The organism is Nostoc sp. (genome assembly GCF_036917355.1).
Classification (GTDB): Bacteria; Cyanobacteriota; Cyanobacteriia; order Cyanobacteriales; family Nostocaceae; genus Nostoc.
This window is the reverse complement of sequence record NZ_JBALDP010000057.1, coordinates 132212-149340: the sequence shown is the minus strand read 5'-3', so window position 1 is coordinate 149340 and position 17129 is coordinate 132212. Positions and strand designations below refer to the sequence as shown.

Below are 17129 nucleotides of genomic sequence, written 5' to 3'. Positions count from 1 at the left end.
TGATACTCATTAAAGAGGCTTTGAACTCCATTAATGAGTCTTTGAGCTTCATTAAAGGGTCTTTGAACTCCATTAATGAGTCTTTGATACTCATTAAAGAGGCTTTGAACTCCATTAATGAGTCTTTGAGCTTCATTAAAGGGTCTTTGAACTCCATTAATGAGTCTTTGATACTCATTCAGCAGTTTTTTAGACTTGTGGCTTGGTTGTCGGAGATTGCGATCGCCATAATTCACCCCAAAGCACATTATATTCTGAGTTAAAGGCTCATCTAAATGAGCCTTTAACAGAGAAAAGAGATATTAGCCTAAATCGAAAAGCAAGATTTCGCCGCCGATGTTGGTGCTAATTTCTAGCTGTTCTTCGCCGTTGATTTGTACACCATCGCCGGCTCTGAGTTCTTCACCATTCAAGTTGACTATGCCTCGCGCTACTTGTAACCAGGCATAGCGATCGCTTTTGACTTGATAATTAACAACATCACCTGACTCTAAAACAGATGTGTATAACTCAACATCTTGGTGAATTGTCACAGCACCATCGCGCCCATCTTTAGAGGCAATTAAGCGGAGTTTACCGCGCTTTTCTTCGAGAGGAAAAGCTTTTTGTTCATATCTTGGCGTTATTCCTTCTCGATCGGGAAGAATCCAGATTTGTAGCAAGTGTAGTGGTTCTGTTGGTGAAGGATTAAATTCACTGTGGCTGATTCCAGTTCCAGCGCTCATAATCTGGGCATCACCAGGGCGAATCACCGAGCCAGTACCCAAGCTGTCTTTATGCTCTACAGCACCTTCTAAAACATAGGTGAGGATTTCCATGTCACGATGGCTGTGGGTAGGGAATCCAGCACCAGGGGCGATGCGATCGTCATTAATTACCCGCAGAGAGCGAAATCCCATGCGGTTAGGATCGTAAAAACTACCGAAGGAAAATGTGTGATAACTGTCGAGCCAGCCCATTTTCGCGTGACCGCGAGCATTGCGATCGTGAATTAAGTGGGTAATTGTATTTTGAGACATAAATTTACCTCGTTGTTAATTGTTTTTAGAAGAATTTAGAATTCAAAACTTAGACTTCTGATTGATTAGACCTAATTTGTAACTATTTAAATAGTAAAGTATATACATATAGAATGAAAAGTACGCACTTAAAAGTGGCGTACTTACCAAAAAGATACTGTGAAATTTGACAGATATTTTTCAGTGAATAAAATACACTTTTTGAAAACTAAATTACTACAATTTAAATTTTTGCACAACAACATTAGCTGCTAGGGCGTGTTATACACCTATCAAAAATCCGATCGAGGTAAGGTGAATTCGACGACTTATATAATAGACCTCTTGCAAAAATCGTTGAATCACCTCTCCTCAACCCTTCCCTTGTGAAGGGGACGGAGCAAAATTTCAAGTTTCCCCCCTTAATCCCAGGGCTGTTTCATTCCCTAAAACAGGTAAAATTGCAAGTGTTGAGGGGATAAAAATCATGGGTGTTTCTCTGATTGAACATCTGCGGCAAGTGGAAGACTTCAGAACAACTGATGGTCGAAGACATCCACTTTGGTTGGTGTTACTGTTGTAATAATGGGCACTATGAGTGGATAAGTCGTTATATTGAAACCCAGAAAACTAGGAATGCTGAAGGTAATTTAACCGTTTTTATACGTAGATGAACATATTATCTGCGTATTTTTTATGAAAAAAGATTCATCCCAATGTATATTTCTGCATTCTTTTGGGAATCATAAATCGAGGAAGCATGATAAACCGCAAAATATGACTTCCTGAAATATCACGTAACTTTTAGAGGATAATTATGTCTAAACGCAAGTTGCCCAAAGGCCGTAGTGTTAGTTCAGTTGCTCTAGAGCCAGAAGTTGCGATCGCAATTCTTGGGTTGTTTTCTGCTGCGGCTGATGGTGAAGGTATTTCTTCCACGGAAGAATATGCTTTGAGTGAATTTCTCGGTCGGGTTGACTTATTTGAAGATTACTCTGAAGAAGACTTTGAAGAATTGACCGAAAAAGTTGTCAGCTTGATTGAAGAAGAAGAACCAGAAGATTTAATCGCCCAGTCGATCGAATCCTTACCCGATAGAGGTTATCGTGAAGCTGCATACATCACAGCGATTTTAGTAGTAGGGATTGACGAAGAAGTACCCGAAGCCGAACAAGATTATATCTCTGAACTTCAAGAAGCCTTAAATATTTCAGACGAACGCGCACAAGAACTTATAGACGCAGTGTTTGGAGAAGAAGAAGAGGAAGAAGAGGAGTAATATTTTTTGACTTGCAACCTCAGTCATCTACCATCTTTAATTTGGGGTTGCTAATTTAGAATATGAAATAATTTTGTTTGGGTTAAGTTGTTCAGATTCCCGACTTCATGAAGAAGTTGGGAATTTTGCATTGTATCAAAATTAACATTTTTCAGATAAAAGTAAAATATCCTTGAGCGATCGCCATTCAACTTTCACATCACGTTATCATCGGATATTGGGGAATTTCCGTGCGTAACTCGATAGCATCTATGACCGCCTCTCACTCTGAAACTCCATCTACCAAACCCGACGCGAGTACTTTTATTTCTGACCATCTACAGGTGGATCGCAGTAAGCTAAGTCAAATGTACTTGCATTATGTCGAGACAAAGGATAAATATCCTCACGCGGTATTGCTGTATCGGGTAGGAGATTTCTTTGAATGCTATTTCCAAGATGCTGTCAAACTAGCGCAAGAATTGGAATTAGTTCTCACTAGTAAGCAAGCTGGAGAACAGGGACGGGTGGCGATGTCTGGTGTTCCACATCACGCTTGGGAACGCTATGCGACGATGTTAGTAGAAAAAGGCTACGCAGTGGTAATTTGCGATCAAGTGGAAGATGCTTCTGAAGCTGCTGGGAGATTGGTGCGGCGAGAAGTAACGCGCATTCTTACACCCGGCACTTTGCTAGAAGAAGGAATGCTCAAATCCAGTCGCAATAATTACTTAGCAGCAGTAGTAATTGCCGCAAATCATTGGGGTTTAGCCTATGCAGACATCTCTACAGGTGAATTTCTTACCACTCAAGGTAGCGATTTAGAACATTTGACCCAAGAACTAATGCGCTTGCAACCATCAGAGGTGTTAGTTCCAACAAATGCGCCTGATTTGGGGAGTTTGCTGCGTCCCGGAGAGACTTCGCCGCATCTTCCTGAGTGTTTACCACCATCATTTTGTTATAGTTTGCGATCGCAACTACCTTTTTCTCAAGGAGAAGCTAGACCTAGATTATTGCAGAAATTTAAGGTGCGATCGCTCGAAGGGCTTGGTTGCGATCGTCTTCCCCTTGCCGTTCGTGCCGCTGGTGGTCTTCTGGAATACCTGGAAGATACTCAAAAAGAAAACCCTGTCACCCTCCAGAGACTCCGCAGCTACACTGTCACGGACTATCTAATTGTTGACAATCAAACCCGCCGTAATCTGGAAATTACCCAAACCGTCCGGGATGGTACTTTTCACGGTTCCCTACTTTGGGCGTTAGATAAAACTAGTACAGCAATGGGTGGGCGGGCTTTGCGGCGATGGTTGTTGCAACCGCTACTTGATATTAAAGGCATTCGGGCGCGGCAAGATACCATTCAAGAATTGATGGAAAATACGCCTCTGCGTCAAGATTTGCGGCATTTATTAAGGCAAATTTATGATTTGGAACGCCTCACAGGAAGGGCTGGTTCTGGTACAGCTAATGCCAGAGATTTAGTAGCTTTAGCAGATTCCCTCTCACGCTTACCGGAATTATCCAATTTAGTAGTTGAGACGCGTTCTCCTTTCCTGAAAGCTTTGCAGAAAGTCCCAAGTGTGTTGGAAGAATTGGCACAAAAGTTACACGCACATCTTGTAGAGTCGCCACCCATATTAATTAAAGAAGGCGGATTAATTCGCCCTAGTGTAAATCCCCTGTTGGATGAAAGAAAGGCCACTGTAGAAGCAGACCAACAATGGATTGCCAATTTGGAAGTTGATGAAAGAGCTAAGACAGGAATTTCCACACTCAAGGTAGGATTTAACAAAACCTTTGGTTATTACATCAGTATTTCTCGCACCAAAGCCGACCAAGTACCCGCTAATTATATCCGCAAGCAAACCCTAACCAATGAAGAACGTTACATCACCCCAGATTTGAAGGAACGAGAAGCGCGGATTCTCACAGCGCGAGATGATTTAAATCAGTTGGAATATGAGATTTTTACAGCGTTGCGAGAAGAGGTAGCACAAGAGGCGGAAGTAATTCGCAATTTATCTCGCGCAGTGGCGGCGGCGGATGTGTTGTGTGGTTTAGCTGAGTTAGCGGTACATCAAGGTTACTGTCGTCCCGAAATGTTGCCAGGGAGGGAGATTAACATTGTTGATGGTCGTCATCCTGTGGTGGAACAGTCTTTACCTGCGGGTTTCTTTGTGCCGAATTCGACTAAATTGGGTCAAGAGTCATTAGCAGATGATGAAGAAAAAATAACAAATACTTCGACTACGCTCAGTACAAGTGACCAAGGACAAAGGACAAATGACAGTCCCGATTTAATTATTCTGACTGGGCCAAATGCCAGTGGCAAAAGTTGTTATTTGCGTCAGGTGGGATTGATTCAGTTAATGGCGCAGATTGGTAGTTTTGTACCAGCTAGGTTTGCTAGATTGGGAATATGCGATCGCATTTTTACCCGTGTCGGTGCAGTAGATGATTTAGCAACTGGTCAATCTACCTTCATGGTGGAAATGAATGAAACCGCAAATATTCTCAACCATGCCACATCTAGGTCGCTGGTATTATTAGATGAAATTGGTCGCGGAACAGCAACATTTGATGGTCTTTCCATAGCTTGGGCGGTGGCGGAATATATAGCAGTTGATATTCGATCGCGCACAATTTTTGCTACTCACTATCATGAATTAAATGAACTGGCTAGCATTATCCCGAATGTGGCTAACTATCAGGTGACGGTGAAAGAATTACCCGACCAAATTATCTTTTTGCACCAAGTTCAACCAGGAGGTGCTGATAAGTCTTATGGAATTGAAGCGGGAAGATTGGCAGGTTTACCAGCTGTAGTTATTCAACGCGCAAAACAAGTTATGGGGCAAATTGAAAAACACAGTAAGATTGCGATGGGACTGCAAAATCTCGATGGGTAAGCAAGTTTGTAGTAAGGACTTTAGTCGTTATTTTCTAAGCACTAAAGTACTTACTACAAACCGGGGTGTTAATTACTGCCGAAAAATTTCTACTTTTTGTAACACTACTTCTTGATTTGGACGATCTCTAGTTGTAGGCACATTAGCGATCTTGTTGACTATATCTAGACCTTGGACAACTTCACCAAAAACACTGTGTTTGTTGTCAAGGTGAGGTGTTGGTGCTTCTGTAATGAACCATTGCGAACCATTAGTACCGCGTCCGGCATTAGCCATTGACAAGATACCTGCACCAGTGTGTCTCAATTCAGGATGAAACTCATCTTCAAATTGATATCCTGGGCCACCAGTACCCCATCGGTTGGCTGTATCTAGATAACGACTCAGAGGATCGCCACACTGAATCATAAAATCAGGGATGACCCGGTGAAAGCGAACTCCATCGTAAGCTGGAGTTCCCTTACCAGATTGACCCGTTTTAGGGTCTTTCCAGTCGATTGTTCCAGTTGCTAGACCGACAAAATTTTTGACGGTGTTGGGGGTTCGCTCTTCTTCCAAACGAACTACAATTTCACCCAAAGAAGTAATTAAACGAGCGTGCAGTGTTCCATCACCGGGAATATTAATTTCTGGAAAGTTCATTAGATATCCTATTTTAACCAGTGCCAGTATTTGAACTATATAAGTTTATCAGCATTCAAGTTACCGCCTTTAGACATGAAAAAACCTGAAGGCAGGAAACTTGAGCCAACAAATATTTTACTCAGGCAAATTTATCGCTGGATTACGGCTAAAGAATCCTCTAGGGACTAGCTTAAAGCCAACTCGGTGAACAGGCATCACAGGCCAATCTTCCGATCGCGGAATATGAGTTACGCCCATTGTGTACCACAGTACGATATCTTCACCCATCAAGGCTTCATCGTCTGCAATATATTTTGGCAAACCCTGCCCAGCTTGAGTTTGGTTGGGATAATCGCCGCCAGCATAAAGTTCAGTGGGTTTATATTTTGTCACCCAGATATGATGAGTTGCGAATTCTGCCCTTTGGCGGATTTTTGAGCCTTCTACAGGGAAAAACATAGAATTTCCTTCAGGCATCAGCATATATCCAGGTGCAGCACCGAGAGGATTCTTTTTGTCTGCGCTAATAATCATCCATTCCCGACTGCTTTTCAGATCCAAATCGCGCACAGCAGTCGTTTCTTTAGCTAGTGGAGTTTCTGAAAGTGCGATCGCATTTCCTAAAGGATTTTTCTCATCCATCGGCAAAGCTTTCACATTCATTTCCATCACAGAATTCGCTTGACCATCGACATCCAAATCTAGGCGATAGTTGAAAAAGTGCTGGTGATTTACTCCAAAGATATTCTTAGCAATTAACCGACCATAGGAATCATCATCAGATTGCTTTTGAGCAGCCGTTCCCTGCGCCAATACGATACCCGTTAATTCATTTTGGACTTCCAAAGTCCCATCCTGGTGAAAGATCCAATTGATGCTGTAATCATAGTTGTCAATGGCTACCGTCATCTTCATCACTAATTCTCGACTGCGACGGACATCATTACGTTGAGTATTATATTCATAGTGTTTCCACAGCATTCCGTTATCGCGCTCGTAAATACCAATAACCCCTGGTATTTGATAAGGTTCTCCCTGCTCATTAGCAAATACAGCATTTAACAACAAGCCATTTTCGGGAATTTCTTTACCTAATTCCATCGGATTTGCTAGTAGACCTAAGTTGTATTCTCCAACATCAAAGGCATTTCTAAATGACCAAGTAGGCTTAGGATCGCCATAAGGTACTACCATTTCTGAGAGGCTAGCGCGGTATAAAACTGGTCGAATATTTTCCCCGTCTTTATGCGTCACTTGATACAGCATTAATCCATTACGAGGATGCATTGAATAGCGAAACTTCCAACCTTGCCAGCTAACTTCATTGTCTTCGATCTGGAAACTTCTACCATTAGGTTGGAGTATTTTCAATACTTTAAGTGGTGACAGTAATTTGCCCAAGGATTTGATATCATAATCCCAGTTTTCTTTAGAGAAAGGTACATTTTCTCTATCAACAAAACTAGCAATTTTCCCTGTGTTCAAATTAACTGTTGCTAAGACTCCTTCAATCGGACTACCGTAATAGTTCCAGCCTTTGCCTTTGTAGTAAAATAAGGCGCGACAAAGACGATTACCTGTTGCTTCTTCCTGTTTGCTGAGAATCCCTGGTGCCCACCAACTGATTTTAACTCGATCGAAATCGTTAATTCCCCGCTTTTGCATCGCTTTTTGCCATCGGGGATCGGCTTTAACAATCTGAGTTGCTAGTTCATATTCTGAATTAACGATCGCAGGTTGAACAGACGGTATTTCTTTCCAAGAACTTAAGGTTTTGCTTGTCAGATCAACAATTCCTTCAAAGGTTTTGTTTTCTGAACGCTCATAGATTACCAAAAAAACTTTTCGCTGGAATACTTTACCAGGTGTAAAATTTAGAACTTCTTCTTTATCTGGTTCTTGTAAAGTAATGAGAGGAAAAACTGCCATTTCGCTCAAAGTTTTTTCTCTTTGAATGATCGAAACAGCTGTGCTAATTTCTACCTCAGTTAGCGAAGTGAGGGGATGGGAAATAGAAGGCTGTTGAGCTGTCAATCTTTCCATTAATCCGATTGAGATAGAAATGACGGAAAGGATCGCAATAGATAACCACAAAAAATGCTTTAGCCGCTTAATCATCTTTTACATTTTTACAAAAGACTTATAGTTACCTATTTCCAAACCTAAGATTGAAAACCGATAAATTAAGAGGCTAAAGCGAAATTAATTATAATAAAAGAACCCCAACCCCTGCCCGCTTGCGGCAGGGCTGTTTCATTCTCTAAAACTAAAACAGGTAAAATTGCAAGTGATGATTCAACAATACGTATGGGTAATGCTCCTGCCAATCTCTCAATCCTGAGAGCGTAGGCGTAGTCCGCCATAGGTATCGCTATTAATATACTCCGTCGAAATGGTCATACTTCCATCACAATTGCGACTATGATTTCTATCTAATGATATTGACAAACTTCTTACCCTTGTGGAATGAAACAGCCCCGCCTTTGTAAGGGAGGTTTAGGGTGGGGTAAAAAATATTTGATAACTTTTCAAACATCCTTTAAGCGATGTGACGATAATTATTAAACGGTAATCCAGTACGCTGCTTCACATCAATCAATGATTTATACTCACCTCGTTGCTGCCTTTCGGTAACAATTTGTTGTGCGATCGCTCCATCCAATCCACAGGTAATTAATTCATCAGTTGAATATGTATTTAATCGTTTCCAAGAACAATCAGCTTCTTTTTTGTAGTTGTAGCTAAAAGTAATCAGTGGTGTAATTCTAGCCACCTGCTTTTCGGGAATTCCAGCTATTTCGATTAACTCTTCTACATGAGTGAAAACATATCCCTCATTCATCAATGATTCGATGTTATTTGCATAAACTATCGGCAGCCCTAAATAATTAACTAGTTCATGTTTAGAGCATTCATTAATATCTACTTTCTCACGAGTATTCGCAACTAATTTTGCTAACTCTTGTTCTTCTGGAATTGGTAAATTTTTCGGATAAGTTTTTACTAAATAAGATTTCTTGAGATAGAAAGCAATGCCAATTTGAGCTATCCAGGGCGCAAATGCTAAACTATTAGCTGATAAAGCTAAAGCTAATATAGAGATGCCAATTCCTATGAAAACCCAAGTTTTAGTCTTAGATTTATAACCTGCATAGACAATAGCAAATCCCCCTAATGTCGGAATTAATGATAACCACACCCAAGCAGGAGTTTGTTGAAACCAAGATTTAGATTGTGACATCATAAATCGACTAATAGTTTTAATTTACAAAGATTTCAGAAGCTTTTGCCGCTTTTCTTCATACTCTTCTGCGGTAATTATCCCAGAATCAAAAAGATTTTTTAAATCAGCTAGCGCACTGGTTGCATCTTTTGCAGATACTGCTCCACCTGTGCTTGCTATGCCTTGATTATACTTTGTATTGAATTCGGGATCTGGCATCAAAACTAGAACGAAGAACTCAACAAAGGCTATTAAAGATGGAATACAAGTCCAAAAAAACAATAAGTACAAAATACCTGCTACATTTTGTCCTAAATAAAATTTGTGAATTCCCAGCCAGCCACCAAAAAAGCAAAGTATAATTGCTGTAGATTTAGTCTTCATAACATTTACTTCCTTAATTAACTCTAATAAATATCTATTGGCATACAATACAACCAAACTTTTTGACCCTTTTTGATTATTTATGTGTTTTGCTAGTGATTTTTGCTGTCAAAAAATAAATAACGATTATACATAGCTGAGATTCCATTAAGACTAAATATCCTTTAACTATGTAGTTTAAATCTAGGTTGGAATTGAAATAAAAAATCAGAGAACCAATTGCTAAATATGGAACTAAACGCAACTGATGAAATTTGAGGTTTAGTCTTTGGTTATTTAAGTCGCTCATCAGTGAATAAAGTTATGTTGAGTAATAATTACTTATAAACAATTGAGCGATTATTACAAAGTTGTTTAGTTTAACAGATATTGACTGTATTTAAAGGTAATTTTAGTTAGTCCTTATCTGTTAAACCTCACGAATTTTACCGAATTTACTTATAGTTTCATCAATAGATTTACGTAAAGTTCCTGATGACTAAAGTAAAATGCACAGCCGAAAAATCACTTAAATTTTGCTTTCTTTGCTTTTCTAGACAACAAAACGATGCAAAATTCAAGCATGACAGCGATCGTAAGTTCTTGTTCATGCCTAAAATCTTGCTAAAAACAAGCTTTGTTTCAGTAGCAGCAGACTTTAATTTCAGGGCGCTTTTATACAGTTGTAGCATCCTTAAGAACTGCTTCCTCTGAAATCGATCTCAATCGGGTTGCTCTGCTTTTACGGATGCGATCGCTTTTACGAACACCACCCGCCATCTGATATTCATGGCTATCTTTGCCGTACTTAAAGGCAACTCCCAGGAGCATTTTTTCACTCAGATCGCTCAAAGTTTTTTCCAACTCTTTCATCTCACTTTTATAAGAGTCAATCACAGCTAGAGTGGTATTATAAGCATCTATTTTACTGCGATACTGTTGAATAACTTGTGCGACATTTTGCAAGTTGCGAGCATCCCCAAAATCCATACTGGGATCGATTGCTTTGAGTCCGGCAATTCTCAATTCAGCTTTTTCTAGAACGCGATATGTACGCTTTTGACGAGGCATAATGATGTTCTTTTTAATGTGTTCTAGAGCTAGCTTGCCTTACTAAAGCTTAATTTTGGTTGGGTAAAATCCACATGTTTTGGTGCTTATTGTAACATTTTACTCAGCAATATTAACTAAAACTATGACGTTTGTAACGAAAATCGTAGTGATAGTAACTAAATTTGTAAAATTGTAACGAAAATTATGATGTTTGTAACAAAAATCGTAGTGATGGTAACTAAACTCGTTATTTTAGTAACAAATTTGTAAGATTGTAATGAAAAGTGTAGTAGTGGTAATTAAAACAGCTTCACCCAAGCGATCGCTCTTGTGCCACTGTTAAATATCCTTAATTTTATCCTGGCATATCTCAACGAACTTAACTGCGATCGCCCAGAAGCTTAACCAGATAATTTAACTTCTCAAGAGATCCCAAAGTTATAGCCTGTTAATATCTCAAACACCAAAAATTATTGACACACTAAGTACATACGCAATACAATTATTATAGTTGAACCTAACCATAGAGTTAATCAAAATACTTTTCCCAGAGAATAATAGACAAGCAATATTAAAAATAATTTGGGATCAAACAGATGAACGCCAAAATTATTGCTTTCTTGGGGATTACGGCAGCCTTTGTAAGCTTAGGAAGCCAAGTCTACGCTCAATCACCAGCATCAAACTCAAATCCCGGACAATATAGATTAAGTGGTGATTCTCTACTTGGAATCGATAAGAAAACAGCCCAAGATGACTTTAGAAGTTTTTTTGAGCAAACTAATCCAGCAAGTCTTTCCAACAATAATAGAAGAGAAAATAAAACTCCAGCCAAAATCCGCTTTAACGAATCATTATCACAGCCAGACACTTCAGTTTTCTTAACACCGGCTCAGTCAGGCAGTGACAATGATGGATTGCAAGTACAGTTAGATATAGGGAGAAAATAATCAGGGATAAAAGCTGACGCTGTAATTTTCATTAATTATGCATTGGCCAAAATTCTTGCTAATCGTCTGTTAACTTTAAATTAGTAAGGTAAACAAGTTTGTAGTAAGGACTTTAGTCTTGAATTTTCTAAGCACTAAAGTCCTTACTACGAACTTTTCATTACTAGGTTAGACATTGTACTAGACACAATTCCGAAATTCTTTCCACATCATTTTCACTCTTATATTTTTACTGAAATCAAAATAGCTTTATTAGAAAACATTGTTCAGAAAACGGCAGTTTTAGCCAATCCTACTGCCTCCTCTAGCAGAACAAAGTTTTGCACCTGACTCAATCTGCCTTCCTGAGTCGATAATTATGCAATCGTTTTGCAGTAAAATTAATCGTCAAGATAAGAGGAGGGCTTTGAGATGACTCGTGTCATCATTGTGCGCCACGGTCAAAGCGGTTATAACACCGAGCGGCGTATCCAAGGACGCACTGATGCGTCAACATTAACCGAAAAAGGTCGTAATGATGCAAGTCTAGTAGGCAAAGCCCTCAGCAATATCTTATTTAATACGATTTACAGCAGTCCCTTACAACGAGCGAAACACACAGCAGATATTATCCATAGTGAGTTAGCTACTCATGCTAAACAATCTGCTGTAGTTCAAGTTTCTGATTTGCTGCTAGAAATCGACCTACCTTTATGGGAAGCACTGCTAACTTCTGAAGTTAAGCAAAAATTTGCCGAAGACTATCGCACTTGGCATCAGCACCCCGACGAACTGCGGATGCTGCTTAATGATGCACAAGGAAAAAGAGAACATTTTCCCGTTCTTGCTTTATACGAACAAGCACGGCAGTTTTGGCAAGAAATTTTGTCCCAACATCAAGGTGAAACTATTCTCATTGTGGGGCATAACGGAATTAATCGCGCTTTGATTAGCACAGCGTTAGGAATTCCTCCCAGTCGCTACCATTCAATACAGCAATCTAACTGTGGCGTCACCGTATTAAACTTTGCTGGAGGATTGGGCGAACCAGTCCAGCTAGAATCCTTAAATCAGACGCAACACACCGGAGAAACTCTACCCTCATTGCGACCGGATCATCAAGGAGTACGATTGTTACTAGTGCGTCACGGTGAAACCGACTGGAATCGCCAAACCAGGTTTCAAGGACAAATTGATGTCCCCCTCAACGATAACGGTAGACAACAGTCGCAAAAAGCAAGCGAATTTCTTCAAGACGTAGAGATTGATTTTGCTGTAAGTAGCACCATGCTGCGCCCTAAAGAAACAGCAGAGATTATCTTAAAACGACATCCAAATGTAAAGTTAGAATTGCAAGATGGTTTAAGAGAAATCAGTCATGGTCTCTGGGAAGGAAAATTAGAAACAGAGATAGAGCAAGAGTTTCCGGGAGAGTTGCAGCGATGGCGGCTGATACCAACGCAAGTGCAAATGCCTGAAGGAGAGAATTTACAACAGGTGTGGGAGCGCAGTGTTGCAGCTTGGCAATCAATTCTGCAAGCAGCATCAAATAATCAATTCAAAACTGTATTAGTAGTAGCTCATGACGCTACTAACAAAACCTTGCTTTGTCACGTTCTGGGTTTATCGCTGGAAAACTTCTGGAGTTTTCGCCAGGGTAACGGTGCAGTTAGTGTTATCGACTACCCTGCTGGAATCGATGGTTTACCAGTACTGCAAGCGATGAATATCACCTATCACTTTGGTGGAGGCGTACTAGATAAAACAGCAGCGGGAGCGTTGTGAGTCAGGAGTGCTGAGTGAGGAGTTAGGAGTGAGGAGTGAGGAGTGAGGAATAAAGTTAGAAGCAATGACTGAAGAACAAATAACTCATAAGTAGCTAGACGTAAATAAATTAAAGTTTGTAGTGAGTTAGCGCGGTCTTCTCCCAAAGGGAGAGGCTAGCGCCTTCGCGGAGCGTCTCGTAGAGAAGGGGGTTTCCCCCATGAGCGACTAACGAACCCGTTCGCGCAGCGTCTCCCTTAGGAGAAGGGTCAGGACTTTAGTCCTAATAATCCTTGCTTTGAACGATGAATCGCTCACTACGAACTAGGATTTTACTTTATGTTTAATTATGCCTACCTACTTAACTCCTAACTCATAACTAAAAACTTTTATGACTGAACTGCTACAAAAAGTACGAGTGATTGACCCTGTTTCTGAAATCGACGAACTCTTTGATGTACTGATTGCTGATGGTTATATCCGAGAAGTGGCTTCGCACATTTCTGACATCAGTTCCGATACTCAAATCAGAGATTGTCAGGGATTAGTTCTCGGCCCTGGATTAGTGGATTTGTATAGCCACTCTGGCGAACCTGGCTTTGAAGAACGGGAAACCCTCTTGTCTTTCTTACAAGCTGCTGCTGCTGGCGGCTTTACTAGAGTTAGCATTTTACCCGATACTTCCCCAGTTATTGATAACCCTGCGCTTGTGGCACAGTTGCAGCAGAAGAGGGCAGAGGGGCAGAGGGGCAGAGGGGCAGAGGGGCAGAGGGGCATAGGAGCAGAGAAGAGTTTGTCTCCCCTGCTCCATCTCTGGGGTGCGATCACCGTAGATGTTGCTGGGAAGCAGATGACGGAATTGGCAGATTTAGCGTCTGCTGGAGTTGTTGGTTTTACTGATGGTAAACCTTTAGAAAATTTGGCGCTGGTGCGGCGAGTATTAGAGTATCTCCAGCCATTGGGTAAACCAGTAGCATTTTGGCCTAGCGATCGCCAGTTAGCAGCGAATGGTGTAATGAGAGAAGGGACAAATGCTCTCCGTTTTGGTTTACCCCCAATACCCACCAGCGCTGAAACTACTGCGATCGCAGCTATGCTTGAATTGGTTGCAACCATCGGCACACCAGTCCATATCATGCGTGTCTCCACAGCTCGCAGCGTGGAATTAATTGCTTCAGCTAAAGCGGCTGGTTTACCCATCACCGCCAGCACCACCTGGATGCACCTTTTACTTGATACTAAAGCAGTTAAGAGTTATCACACCAGCTTGCATTTAGATCCGCCTTTAGGTAATCCCAGTGATATGGCGGCATTACGTACAGGGGTACGTGCGGGTGTAATCGATGCGATCGCTATCGATCACACACCCTACAGCTACGAAGAAAAAGTCCAAGCCTTTGCCGAAGCACCTGCTGGGGCAATTGGTTTAGAGCTAGCATTACCTTTGCTGTGGCAATATCTTGTTGAAACTGAGGAATTTACAGCTTTAGAATTATGGCGGGCATTGAGTACCAATCCAGCAGAGTGTTTAGGGGAAAAAGTAAGTGCGATCGTACCTCATCAACCAGCGGAACTTACTTTATTTGATCCCCAGCAAACTTGGAAAGTCGAACGTAAAAGTCTTTATACACTTTCACAAAATACACCTTGGTTAGGACAACAGTTGAAGGGTCATGTTGTGCAAATCTGGTGTTAAAACAGCGTACTTAAAACCACTGAATAATAACTTGGCTATTTTATTGTGGTTATATTGGCAAGTACACTCTAGCAAGGCAAACTAACACTTACAATAGTTCCTTTCTCAGGAATGCTATCGATTGTAAATTCACCACCATATAATTTAACTATATGGTGAACAATAGCCAGCCCTAAACCAGAGCCTTGTTGCTCCCATAACTTTCGATTAAATTGTACAAAAGCTCCAATTTTGTTAATTTCTTCAATTGTCATTCCTTTGCCATTATCAATTACATATAAATTAAATTTGCTACCTTCTATCTTACTGATAACTTGAATTTCGCTGCTTGGCAAAGAAAATTTGAAAGAATTATCTAGTAATTCTTCAATCAGAATAGTCAAGTTTTCTTCTGAGAGCTGTACTGTAGATTCTTGAATATCTAACTTTAAATCTTTTGGTCTACAGTTTTCTGTAGCTTTTTTAAGAGCGATTTTACTAATAATCTTCTCAGCCAAACATCTATCTTTTTTTTCTTTGATTTGACGAGTTTTTTCGAGACTTTTAGTTATTAATTCCAGATTACTATATAATAAAAATCTTTGAACTAGTGCATTCAAGCGATTAGCGGATCTGTAAATTAATTCTGCAATTTCGACTTCTTCAGAATCAGGCATGATGCCACAACTTTCTATTAACAGCTGTGACATACCGAGAATACCATTTAAAGGCGTATTTAGTTCGTGAGGTAACGAGTGAGCAATATTCATTCTGAGTTCATCTAGTTTGGCTTGAGCTTGGCGCTCAATCAAAGCGTGTTTATCAAGACGAGAAGCGATCGCATTTAGTAGTTCTTCAGGAGTAAACGGTTTAGTCAAATAATCATCAGCCCCAAAATCCATTCCCTGACGAAAATCTGAACGCTCTGCTTTAGCAGTAACAAATATTAAAGGAATATTGATAGTTGCTTCATTTTTACGTAAAGCAGACAGCACGCTGTAGCCGTCTAGTTCAGGCATCATAATGTCACAGATAATTAAATCTGGTAATTTTGCTTGAGCAATTTCTAATCCAATCTTACCGTTTGCAGCTATCAAAGTGTCAAAATCAGAAAGTTGTAAAATTTCCTGAATGTTTCCCCTTACTTGGGGTTCATCTTCTATAATTAAAATTGTGTTCATCTATGATTAGTAAAAATAAAAATATCGATTTTATGTTATTGGTCTAGTAATTTATGACCCAGTGAGATACGTTTTCAAAACTACTAACCTTGGTAAACAAGATTTGAGTGTACTTCAGTTGCTTAGGAAACGCTATATCTACACAAAGCTTATCTTGCTAAATCAGAAAAATTAATTGTCAACAATACCTTATAATCAATATTTATGCCCTAAGTATAAACCCTGAAATATTTCAATAGGTTTTTTGCGTAACTATATTATTTGCTATGGTTAAGCACGTTAAAATTTTGCAGAATTTTGGCATTTTCTGGGGTTAGTAATGTTTGTAAATTCTTCATTTCATTCAACAACATCATTTCTCTCGCATACTCTTGTTGTAGGATACTCAAGTAGCGATCGCGCTCAACATCGGATTGAGCTTTTTTCAGCATATAGATTGCCATATTGATATTTGAAAGCGGGTTCCCTAAATCTTGTAAAAGCTTTTGTAAAACATCGTTGCATATTTCTGCTAGGTGTTGGCTCTCTTGCAGTTTTTGTGAATTTATCTCTATCTGCTGCTTCAACTTGGTATTTTGTTGATGTTCTTGTTCGTATTGTTGTTTGATTAAAGTTGGTTTTTCCACCCGATTTAATCTGACCTGAATTGCCTTCAAAAGTTCGTCCATAGAGAAAGGTTTTGTCAGGTAATCATCGGCTCCTAACTCCATACCTTGGCGTAAGTCACCACGGTCTACTTTTGCAGTCAGAAAAATTACTGGGATAGATTCAGTTACTGGGTCTTGGCGTAAGGCTGTCAGTACACCGTAACCGTCAAGTTCAGGCATCATAACATCACAACAGATAAGGTCTGGTTGTTCTGTTTTAGCAAGTCGTAATCCTTCTAAACCATTATTTGCAGTAATCGCATTAAAATCGGAGAAACTTAAAATTTGTTGAATATTTGAACAGATTTGGGCTTCATCTTCAATTATTAATATCTTTTTGTTCATTAGCTTTTTCCAATAGTGATTTTGGCTAGGCAGTTTTGTGATATCTACAGACGCAGTAAATACAGTTGTTAGAACTGATTATTCAGCTTAGAAACTTGGAAATTTACATTAGATTCCAAACAATTTCCCGCAGTTTATTGTTCCCTAAAATTATTTA

13 protein-coding genes and 1 pseudogene are annotated in these 17129 nt (G+C 39.9%); 6 read left to right on the top strand and 8 right to left on the bottom strand.

Annotation, left to right across the window (positions count from 1 at the left end):
* Nucleotides 1-263: pseudogene (locus tag V7K53_RS16960) on the top strand (hypothetical protein); the annotation flags it as partial.
* Nucleotides 264-302: 39 nt separating this feature from the next.
* Here the strand turns inward: V7K53_RS16960 and V7K53_RS16955 are convergent.
* Complete coding sequence (locus V7K53_RS16955; RefSeq protein ID WP_335198656.1) at nucleotides 303-1019, bottom strand: pirin family protein; 717 nt, start codon at nucleotides 1017-1019, stop codon at nucleotides 303-305.
* 796 nt (nucleotides 1020-1815) lie between these two features.
* Here V7K53_RS16955 and V7K53_RS16945 point away from each other — a divergent pair.
* Nucleotides 1816-2277: a tellurite resistance TerB family protein gene (locus V7K53_RS16945; protein WP_335198655.1), complete on the top strand. Its 462-nt coding sequence runs from the start codon at nucleotides 1816-1818 to the stop codon at nucleotides 2275-2277.
* Between the two features lie 251 nt (nucleotides 2278-2528).
* Nucleotides 2529-5168: a DNA mismatch repair protein MutS gene (gene mutS / locus V7K53_RS16940; protein ID WP_335198654.1), complete on the top strand. Its 2640-nt coding sequence runs from the start codon at nucleotides 2529-2531 to the stop codon at nucleotides 5166-5168.
* A 72-nt stretch (nucleotides 5169-5240) separates the two neighbouring features.
* Here the strand turns inward: mutS and V7K53_RS16935 are convergent, their stop codons facing one another.
* From V7K53_RS16935 to V7K53_RS16915, 5 genes are all read right to left on the bottom strand, one after another.
* A complete protein-coding gene (locus V7K53_RS16935; RefSeq protein ID WP_292738596.1) occupies nucleotides 5241-5810 on the bottom strand; it encodes a peptidylprolyl isomerase in 570 nt (189 codons plus the stop codon).
* A gap of 117 nt (nucleotides 5811-5927) precedes the next feature.
* Complete coding sequence (locus V7K53_RS16930) at nucleotides 5928-7910, bottom strand: primary-amine oxidase (protein ID WP_335198652.1); 1983 nt, start codon at nucleotides 7908-7910, stop codon at nucleotides 5928-5930.
* Nucleotides 7911-8331: 421 nt separating this feature from the next.
* Nucleotides 8332-9036, bottom strand: coding sequence for a helix-hairpin-helix domain-containing protein (locus tag V7K53_RS16925; protein WP_335198651.1), 705 nt, complete (start codon nucleotides 9034-9036; stop codon nucleotides 8332-8334).
* A gap of 21 nt (nucleotides 9037-9057) precedes the next feature.
* On the bottom strand, nucleotides 9058-9456 hold the full coding sequence (locus V7K53_RS16920; protein ID WP_335198650.1) for an NINE protein: 399 nt from the start codon (nucleotides 9454-9456) through the stop codon (nucleotides 9058-9060).
* Nucleotides 9457-10053: 597 nt separating this feature from the next.
* Nucleotides 10054-10449, bottom strand: coding sequence for a hypothetical protein (locus V7K53_RS16915; protein WP_335198649.1), 396 nt, complete (start codon nucleotides 10447-10449; stop codon nucleotides 10054-10056).
* 578 nt (nucleotides 10450-11027) lie between these two features.
* Here V7K53_RS16915 and V7K53_RS16910 point away from each other — a divergent pair.
* The 3 genes from V7K53_RS16910 to V7K53_RS16900 all read left to right on the top strand — a co-directional run bounded on the left by V7K53_RS16910 (nucleotide 11028) and on the right by V7K53_RS16900 (nucleotide 14820).
* Nucleotides 11028-11381 carry a hypothetical protein gene (locus V7K53_RS16910; protein WP_335198647.1) on the top strand — a complete coding sequence of 118 codons (354 nt, stop codon included), beginning with the start codon at nucleotides 11028-11030 and terminating at the stop codon, nucleotides 11379-11381.
* 411 nt (nucleotides 11382-11792) lie between these two features.
* Entirely contained in the window at nucleotides 11793-13145 is a 1353-nt protein-coding gene (locus tag V7K53_RS16905) for a histidine phosphatase family protein (protein WP_335198646.1), read from the top strand.
* A gap of 370 nt (nucleotides 13146-13515) precedes the next feature.
* Entirely contained in the window at nucleotides 13516-14820 is a 1305-nt protein-coding gene (locus V7K53_RS16900) for a dihydroorotase (RefSeq protein ID WP_335198645.1), read from the top strand.
* A 68-nt stretch (nucleotides 14821-14888) separates the two neighbouring features.
* On the opposite strand, the gene V7K53_RS16895 is transcribed toward V7K53_RS16900, so the two are convergent.
* Both V7K53_RS16895 and V7K53_RS16890 read right to left on the bottom strand, forming a co-directional pair.
* Nucleotides 14889-15980 carry a hybrid sensor histidine kinase/response regulator gene (locus tag V7K53_RS16895; protein WP_335198644.1) on the bottom strand — a complete coding sequence of 364 codons (1092 nt, stop codon included), beginning with the start codon at nucleotides 15978-15980 and terminating at the stop codon, nucleotides 14889-14891.
* Nucleotides 15981-16237: 257 nt separating this feature from the next.
* A complete protein-coding gene (locus tag V7K53_RS16890; protein ID WP_335198643.1) occupies nucleotides 16238-16972 on the bottom strand; it encodes a response regulator transcription factor in 735 nt (244 codons plus the stop codon).
* Nucleotides 16973-17129: the final 157 nt, after the last annotated feature.